Here is a 7,983-nt window from a genome sequence, read left to right as displayed (position 1 = left end):
CAAACATCACAATCGAGCTTACAATATAATGCACGCCCAAAAGATAAGTCAGCGCATAAAAGCCACCCCATTCACAAAGGCTTAAAATCCCACCTAAGAGAAAAAAGCGCAAAAGCTTATTTGAGGTGATTTTATTTAGTAGATTCTTAGACATTTTCTAGCTTTGTCCTTTAGAAGTTGTGCCTAGATACATTTCCTAGCTTATCCCTTGTGCGCTTATCTAGTCTATTTTCTTGTGATTGAGATATGCTATTCTGCGAGATTCTCTATTCCCCCTTACAACTAAATGCGCGAGCATCCCAGCCACACCTAGCACCACCCCGATAACTCCCACGCCCACACATACAAACAGCGTAGGATACCTAGCCACTCTGCTTGTGTCTAAAAACTCCAAATAAATATCAACGCCAACGATAAGTGAAATTACAAAGCACAACGCACTTAAAAATCCAAACACAAGCAAAGGGCGCTCGGTAAAAAGCAGTTGGAAAATCATAAAAAGGATTTTAAAGCCATCTTTAAAGGTATGAAGTTTAGAAAAGCTTCCTTGTGGGCGTGGTTTATACGAGGCTTCTATTTCATCTACGCGTAAGTTTTGTTGCAGGGCAAAGACGCTTAGCTCTGTCTCTATTTCAAAGCCCTTGCTTTGAGCTGGGAAGCTTTTGACAAAGGCACGAGAAAAGATTCTATATCCGCTTAGCATATCATTAAACTGCTTACCAAAGAAAAGGGCTGCTGTGGTGCTTAGAAGTTTATTGCCAAAGCTGTGACCTGTCCTATGCACGCTATCATCTATGGTCTTTCTTGCGATATTGAGCATATCAAGCTGGTTTTGCTGGAAATAAAGAATTGCTTGTGGTAGAAAGGTGGTATCATACTGCGTATCCCCATCAATCATTACATAAATATCAGAATCTAGCAAAGCAAATGCATCAGCTATTACTGCGCCTTTGCCCTGTGTGGTGGTGGAAAAAAGGGAGAGTTTGGGCGAGGAAAAGCTTTGTGCTAGATGGTTGGTTGAGTGATTAGAATCTTGAAAGTGATTAGTTTGATGAGTTTGGTTGAAATAAGGCTGATTAGATTCTGCTTCTAAAGAGCTGTATTGCCCCCCCCCCTAATAGCAAAATCAAAATCTTTAACTTGTGAGTGTGTTTGAGAATCTATTTGTGAATTTGTTTGTAAGGAATTGATCTTTTCTAGCACGAGATTTTTTGAATTATCTGTTGAATTATTATCAAAGACTGCGATATGTGCTTGAGGCAGGATTGCAGAGACTTCATCAATGACTTGCAAAATCGTGCGTTCCTCATTGTAGCAAGGGATAATAACGCTAATTCTAGGAGACATTGTGATTCCTTAAATTGAGATTTAAAATAAAGCCAAAGATTTTTATTTAGGTTTTTAAACAAATATAGCAAACAAAACGGCTTGCGATTTTAGCTAAAAAGAGGGGGATTAGCAAGGGGAAAGCACAATTTCGCGCCATTAAACGCCATACTTAATAACAATTCTTAAAAATATTAGTCTTGCTTGGCTACAATACGCGCTCACAAAGATTTATGTTAGGATAGGCTTATGCAAGATTCACACAAAACCATCACAATAGCGCTTGTCGGACAGCCAAATGTCGGCAAAAGCTCGCTTATAAACGCCATCTCTGGGGCAAATCTCAAAGTCGGAAACTTCAGCGGTGTAACGATAGAAAAGACCCAAACCACGCTTTTTTACAAGGATTACAAGCTTGATTTTATCGATTTGCCCGGGCTGTATATGCTTAACGAGTATTCAGAGGAGGAGCGCATAAGCTCGCAATTCCTGCAAAATAGCGCGTATGATGTGATTGTAAATGTGGTGGATTCTACTAATCTCGCGCGCAATCTCTGCCTAAGCCTGCAACTCAAAAATTTTGACAAAAAAATGCTACTCGCGCTCAATATGTCCGATGAGGCGAAAAAAGAGCATTTGGAAATCAACCCTAAGCTTTTAATGCAGAATCTAGGCGTGCCATGCGTAAGTGTGAGCGCAAAAAATAATGAAAATATCACAGCTTTGCTAGAGCAAATCATCGCGCTTTACAAGGCGAGAGATACTGGGGCTTTGCAAAATACTAATGCGTCGCAAAAACTTTTGCAGAATATCAAGACTGCACAAAATGTGCGCTGGGTAGAATCCAAAGCCTTTGACTGCTTTTCACCAACTACACAAGCACATTTAAAAGAAATGTATGAGTTTTTGTGCGCGCAAGATTCTGTAATTTTGGAGGAGATTTTGCCTTTTAATGCGCAAGATCCCCAAAAGAGCTTTCAAAAAAGCGTGCAGTATCAAAGTTATTTGCAATTCCTTTCCATCGCGCTTTTATCAAAGGAGCAAAGCGTGCAAACAGCGCTTACAAACTTAGCAGATTCTAAGCAAAGCGAGCAAGCGCGCGCGATTTTGGCAAAGCAAGATTCCATAATAACCGCGCTTTTGAAGCAAAAAAACGAGGATTCCACGCAAGAGCTTTTCGCGCAAGAATACATCATCAAAGCCCATGAGATCGCCACAAAATGCACGATTAAAAAGGGTGTGAGTGAGAATCTCACGCAAAGGCTTGATAAAATCTTTTTGAATAAATATTTGGGAATTGTATTTTTTCTTTTCTTTATGTGGGGGATTTTTGAGATTACCTTTGTTTTTGGCGAGTATCCTAAGGAATGGATTGAAGGGGGTATGGCAAGCGTTGGCGAGGTTTTGAAAGAATATATCCCCATCGCGTGGCTTGGCTCGCTTGTGAGCGATGGGATTTTGGCGGGTGTGAGCGCGGTGCTTAGCTTTTTGCCACATATTTTGTTACTCTTTTTAGGCATTATTTTTTTAGAAACTACCGGCTACATGGCGCGCGTGGCATATCTGCTTGATGGCTTTTTGCATAAGTTTGGCTTACATGGGAAGAGCTTCATCCCGCTGGTTACGGGCTTTGGCTGTTCTGTGCCGGCATTTATGGCGACGCGCACTTTAAAAAATAAGACGGACAAGCTTTTGACGCTTTTTATCATCAACTTTATGAGCTGTAGCGCGCGACTGCCGATATACACGCTTTTTGTGGGGATATTTTTCCCCGCAAATATCGCTGGGAGCATGCTTTTTGGGATCTACATTTTTGGTGCGATTGTGGGGCTGTGTATGGCGAAGTTTTTGAAGCTTAGCATTTTCCGCGGGCATGATGAGCCCTTCATCATGGAAATCCCCAAATACCGCCTGCCGAGCCTAAAGCTTATCACAATTAGCGTGTATCAAAAGGCGAAAATGTATGTCAAAAAGGCTGGGGGCTTTATAATGCTCGCTTCAATGCTTATTTGGTTTGGCACAAGTTATCCCAAAAATAGCGCGCTGGAGAGCGAATACGAGCAAAAAATCAGCGCCTTGCAAACCTTGCAAATGCGAGTAGATTCTCAAAATCTTACAGAATCTCACGCGCAAGATTCCCAAACTTTGACGCAAAATGCAGAATCTACGCACGAAACAAGAGAGACAAACGCAGAAAACGCCGAGATTCTCGCACTTGAAAACGAACTACAATCAAAGCTTTTGGAGCAAAGCTTTTTGGGGCGCATCGGGGAATTTATCGCGCCAGCGTTTGCGCCTATGGAGTTTGATTGGCGCTTGTGCGTGAGCTTGCTTAATGGTTTGGCGGCAAAAGAGGTGGTGATTTCCTCAATGGGCGTTTTGTATGCGCTGGGCGAGGGCTTAGATGAAGAAAGTCAAAGTTTGCAAGAAATCATCGCAAAAAGCGTGAGCTTCCCAACAGCGGTGGCTTTTATCTTGTTTGTGATGTTTTATAACCCTTGCCTTGCCGCAAGCGTGGTGTTTGCCAAAGAAGCCGGCTCGTGGAAGTATCTCGCGGGACTTTTTGTTTTTACAAGCATCGTGGCGTATATCTTTTCATTTTTGGGCTATAAGATAGTGAGCGCGTTTGTGTAGATTCTGTAATTTTGGCTATTTTTGGCGTAAAAGTTGAAGTTATTTGACAATCTAAGAAGTTTTGCCTAAGTGGTACGCCCAAGAGGATTCGAACCTCTGACCTACGGCTTAGAAGGCCGTTGCTCTATCCAGCTGAGCTATGAGCGCATGGGTGGCACGCTCGGAGGGAGTCGAACCCCCAGCCCTCAGATCCGAAGTCTGATGCTCTATCCAATTGAGCTACGAACGCAGGTATTTTTAGGGTTTAAAAGTCAGTTGCTTAAATTATGGGGTGGGTGATGGGGCTCGAACCCACGACCCTCAGTGCCACAAACTGATGCTCTAACCAACTGAGCTACACCCACCAAAATTTAAAAAATGAAAAATGGTCGGGGCGAAAGGATTCGAACCTTCGACCCCTTGGTCCCAAACCAAGTGCGCTAACCAGACTGCGCTACGCCCCGACTAAGTGAAACAAAGCGCGTATTATAATTTTTTAGAGTTTAAAAAAGGCTTATAAAAACCTTATTGCAAAGAGAATTTTAAGAGAAATTTTGCAAAAATGCCCCTTTTTGACGCCTCAAAAGCGTTGCAAGCGCATTTTGCATAAATTATGGAGAAGCAAAAATGGATACAAACACGCACAAAAACACCCCCAGAACAGAATCTAAGAGCGCATCTAGCGCATCCAAAGCCGCACCTAAAAACACAAACGCCCTCGCCCCAAACACGCAAAAAGCCTTCCCCGCCCTCACCATCGCAGGAAGCGATTGTAGCGGTGGGGCTGGGATTCAGGCGGATTTGAAAACCTTTGGCGCGCACAATGTCTTTGGCATGAGCGTGGTGCTAAGCGTCGTGGCGGAGAACACCGCGCGCGTGATTTCAAGCTATGATATCCCGCGAGATTCTATCGACGCGCAGTTTGAAGCGATTTTTGAGGATATCCCCCCGCTTGCGTGTAAAATCGGAATGCTCGGCTCTGCTGAAATCATCGAGTGCGTGGCGCAAAATCTCGCGCGCTATAAACCAAAAAATGTTGTGATTGATCCCGTGATGTTTGCCAAAAATGGCTTTGCACTCATGCCAGAATCCATCCGCGAGCATTTCAAAAACACGATGCTTGCCTTTGCCGATGTGCTGACGCCAAATATCCCGGAGGCTCAAGCGCTCTGTGGCGTGGAAATCAAAGACACAGAATCAATGAAAACCGCGGCGCGAGCGCTTTTTGATATGGGTGCAAAGTCGGTGTTGCTCAAAGGCGGGCATAAAGAGGAGAATTGCGATGATGTTTTTTACGATGGGAGGGAGTTTCACACCTTGTGCGCACAAAAGATACAGACCAAAAACACGCATGGCACAGGCTGCACGCTAAGCTCAGCCATCGCTGCAAATCTCGCACTCGGCAAGGGAATGCTAGATTCTATCACGCTTGCAAAGGAATATGTGTTTAATGCGATTTTACACTCTTTTGCGCTTGGCAAAGGCAACGGACCAACGAATCACTTTTGGAGGAATGCCCTATAAAAATTACTGCCAAATATTATAAGGCTTATACAGCCCGCTCCTAGAATCTCTAATGTGGGACGATAGCCTTTTACAAAATCCCCTCGACTTCATTTAACGCAAGCTCTAAATTCTGTCTTATTTGTTTGCATAAAATTTGCAAACATAACCAGCCTTACTTAAATATTTGTTTTTTTTAATTATTATAACATAAGGCTTGAAATTTTGCTGGACTTAGAAGGAGGTGTGGGGTGCTGGATAGGCATTGTTATAGCTCACCGCTTGGGAATCTCACACTTGCGAGCAATGGCGTGGCGCTTGTGGGGTTGTGGTTTGAAGGGCAAAAATATTTTGGCGATACGCTGGATACAAAAGCCCAGGATTTTAAAATATTGCGTTTTGGTGATGCGGGCGATTCAGATAGTGCGGATTTGGAATCTAGCCCAAAGCGCGCATTTGAAACGCACAGCGCACACGCAAGCGATACGCGCAACACGCATAATGAGCGCAAAAGTCAAAGCGCGGAAGTTTTCGCCCAAACTTGCAAATGGCTTGATGAATATTTTAGCGCTAAGATTCCAAACTTCACCCCACCGCTGGCAATTTGCACGAGCGCATTTCGCCAAAGTGTGTGGGAAATTTTGCTAAGCATTCCTTATGGGGAGACGATGACTTATGGGGAGATCGCGCAGATTCTCGCGCGCCAAAGGGGCAAGGCGAAAATGTCCGCGCGCGCGGTGGGCACAGCGGTGGGGCATAATCCGATTTCGCTCATCATCCCCTGCCACAGGGTGATTGGGAGCAATAACTCACTCACAGGCTATGCCGCAGGTGTGGACAAAAAGGAGTATTTGCTAAAACTGGAGGGAATCTTATAGAAATTTATTGTCTCATCTGCCCTACTCTTTATATTTTGCACTTCTAAAAATTTACCAAAACTCAATAAAAAATAAATGTGCTATAATCACGATTATTTCAAAATAGGAATCCTACATTGTTTGAGCTTGTCATAATCACCTGCGCCTTTATTGGCTTTATTGTTGTTTTACAACTAGTCGGGCGCGTTTTTAGGTGGATTTTTTACCCAAAACCTTATAAGCGGTACTACAAAAACTTCTATCAGCCACAAATACAAGAGAGCCAAAAGCTTAGCTTTGCAGATAAACTAAACCTTGTGGAAAATGCAAATCTTAAAGCAAAAAATCCGCTAAATTATCAGGAAGTACAAATATTTAAGGCGCTTATTTTTGAAAAATCGCTTAAAGATAACTTTAGTATTCTCCCACAGGTAGCGATGAGAGCCTTTATACACGATATTCAAAACGACAATGAAGTGTGGAAAACTTATTCAAATTCTTATGTGGATTTTTTGCTAGCAAAAAGAGATTTTAAATACAACAAGGATATACTCACGCCTTTTGCGGTGATAGAATTTCATGGTAGCGGACATTATGGAGTGGATAACTCAAGCGATGAACATATGCAATCTGTCAAAAATAATGACGAGATAAAAGCACAGATTCTTAACAAAATAGGCATAAAGCTTTTTATTATTAAGGGTGAGCAGATTTATGATGAAAGCAATAGAATTGATATTCATAAATTAAAAGCTGAAATTGCTAAAATCGTGCAAAATATTTATCAATGTTAAATTTTTATTCCTTAAGCTCTTAAAAAGGCTTTTTATCCTCACTTTAGAATCAAACGCAGACAATCACATGCTTTTATTTACATAAAATAAACTTATATCAAAAACTATACCCTACGCGCATACCTAAAAAGTTAAATCCGGAATTTGTAGTGGTTAAAGTTCCGTTGGAATAATGCTTTAAAAATACCTCTGTATTGAAACTTCCAAAACTATAGCCAAGAAAAATCTTCTCACCAAATGTAAAAGCCGAGCCTATGCGAGAATCTATACGTGAGCGAATGTAGATGCCTATGCCAGCCCCCAAATAAAATCTATCAAAGCTAAGCATCACATCTTGCGCGCTACCAAATATCACTTGATTAAAATTTTCCTTTTTATCTGTATTAAATATGTATTCTAATTCTAAAGCTAATCTGCCCGGGATTCTGTAAATGGAATTTGGCTGCCCATAATGCAACCCAACCGCGCCAATATCAGAAAATTTAGAATGATTAAAATCTATTGCGCTGATAATTTGAATAATATTTTGCTTGCTGTAAAATGGGGCTTTATTGCTAGAATCTTGTGAAAATCTATCGTCGCAAAGGGTAAATTTGGTATTTAAAAATAATATTATGAGAAAAACAAATGAGATACTTTCTAGCCTAGAGATGAAGGGGGGGGGCAATCCTAAACATTTTGCTTCCTTTTATGGAATCTAAACTCTACAATATTCTATTTTCGTTCTATTTATTTGCAAGATTCTATTTATAACGCTCTTTTCTCTTACTTATTAATAGCACATTGTAGAATTTTCCCCTATCCCTGCATCGACCTACATTCCCACACTTGCAAAGTGCAGTATCATCAGCGAAGAGGAGCTTAACTGCCAGGTTCGGAATGGAGCTGGG

Annotated in this window: 6 protein-coding genes, 4 tRNA genes and 1 pseudogene; 4 read left to right on the top strand and 7 right to left on the bottom strand. The window is 41.8% G+C overall.

Features of this window, described 5'->3' with window-relative positions; translation table 11 throughout:
• Nucleotides 1-220: 220 nt before the first annotated feature.
• Nucleotides 221-970: pseudogene (locus CQA49_RS09490) on the bottom strand (glycosyltransferase); the annotation flags it as partial.
• A 119-nt stretch (nt 971-1,089) separates the two neighbouring features.
• Complete coding sequence (locus tag CQA49_RS09485) at nt 1,090-1,347, bottom strand: glycosyltransferase (protein WP_115575712.1); 258 nt, start codon at nt 1,345-1,347, stop codon at nt 1,090-1,092.
• Between the two features lie 228 nt (nt 1,348-1,575).
• Here CQA49_RS09485 and feoB point away from each other — a divergent pair, with 228 nt between their 5' ends.
• Nucleotides 1,576-3,960 carry a ferrous iron transport protein B gene (feoB, locus tag CQA49_RS09480; RefSeq protein ID WP_115575711.1) on the top strand — a complete coding sequence of 795 codons (2,385 nt, stop codon included), beginning with the start codon at nt 1,576-1,578 and terminating at the stop codon, nt 3,958-3,960.
• 70 nt (nt 3,961-4,030) lie between these two features.
• Here the strand turns inward: feoB and CQA49_RS09475 are convergent.
• The 4 genes from CQA49_RS09475 to CQA49_RS09460 form a co-directional block, all read right to left on the bottom strand.
• Nucleotides 4,031-4,107 (bottom strand) — tRNA-Arg (locus CQA49_RS09475).
• Between the two features lie 5 nt (nt 4,108-4,112).
• Nucleotides 4,113-4,189 (bottom strand) — tRNA-Arg (locus CQA49_RS09470).
• A 38-nt stretch (nt 4,190-4,227) separates the two neighbouring features.
• Nucleotides 4,228-4,304 (bottom strand) — tRNA-His (locus CQA49_RS09465).
• Between the two features lie 21 nt (nt 4,305-4,325).
• Nucleotides 4,326-4,403, bottom strand: a tRNA-Pro gene (locus CQA49_RS09460).
• A gap of 163 nt (nt 4,404-4,566) precedes the next feature.
• Here CQA49_RS09460 and thiD point away from each other — a divergent pair.
• The 3 genes from thiD (at nt 4,567) to CQA49_RS09445 (ending at nt 7,093) form a co-directional block, all read left to right on the top strand.
• Nucleotides 4,567-5,463 carry a bifunctional hydroxymethylpyrimidine kinase/phosphomethylpyrimidine kinase gene (gene thiD / locus CQA49_RS09455; protein WP_115575710.1) on the top strand — a complete coding sequence of 299 codons (897 nt, stop codon included), beginning with the start codon at nt 4,567-4,569 and terminating at the stop codon, nt 5,461-5,463.
• A gap of 230 nt (nt 5,464-5,693) precedes the next feature.
• Nucleotides 5,694-6,320, top strand: coding sequence for a methylated-DNA--[protein]-cysteine S-methyltransferase (locus CQA49_RS09450; RefSeq protein ID WP_258864299.1), 627 nt, complete (start codon nt 5,694-5,696; stop codon nt 6,318-6,320).
• Nucleotides 6,321-6,436: 116 nt separating this feature from the next.
• Entirely contained in the window at nt 6,437-7,093 is a 657-nt protein-coding gene (locus CQA49_RS09445; protein WP_115575709.1) for a DUF2726 domain-containing protein, read from the top strand.
• 97 nt (nt 7,094-7,190) lie between these two features.
• Here the strand turns inward: CQA49_RS09445 and CQA49_RS09440 are convergent, their stop codons facing one another.
• Entirely contained in the window at nt 7,191-7,760 is a 570-nt protein-coding gene (locus CQA49_RS09440; protein ID WP_258864298.1) for an acyloxyacyl hydrolase, read from the bottom strand.
• Nucleotides 7,761-7,983 lie beyond the last annotated feature (223 nt).

It is taken from the genome of Helicobacter sp. MIT 00-7814 (genome assembly GCF_003364115.1).
In the GTDB taxonomy this organism is placed as follows: domain Bacteria; phylum Campylobacterota; class Campylobacteria; order Campylobacterales; family Helicobacteraceae; genus Helicobacter_F.
Note: the sequence above shows the minus strand (reverse complement) of the source record. Positions and strands in the feature narration are given on the sequence as shown.

Excerpts from the sequence above, each read along its gene's own strand:
- CQA49_RS09485 (WP_115575712.1), bottom strand. The coding sequence starts at position 1,347 with ATGTCTCCTAGAATTAGCGTTATTATCCCTTGCTACAATGAGGAACGC.
- feoB (WP_115575711.1), top strand. The coding sequence starts at position 1,576 with ATGCAAGATTCACACAAAACCATCACAATAGCGCTTGTCGGACAGCCA.
- thiD (WP_115575710.1), top strand. The coding sequence starts at position 4,567 with ATGGATACAAACACGCACAAAAACACCCCCAGAACAGAATCTAAGAGC.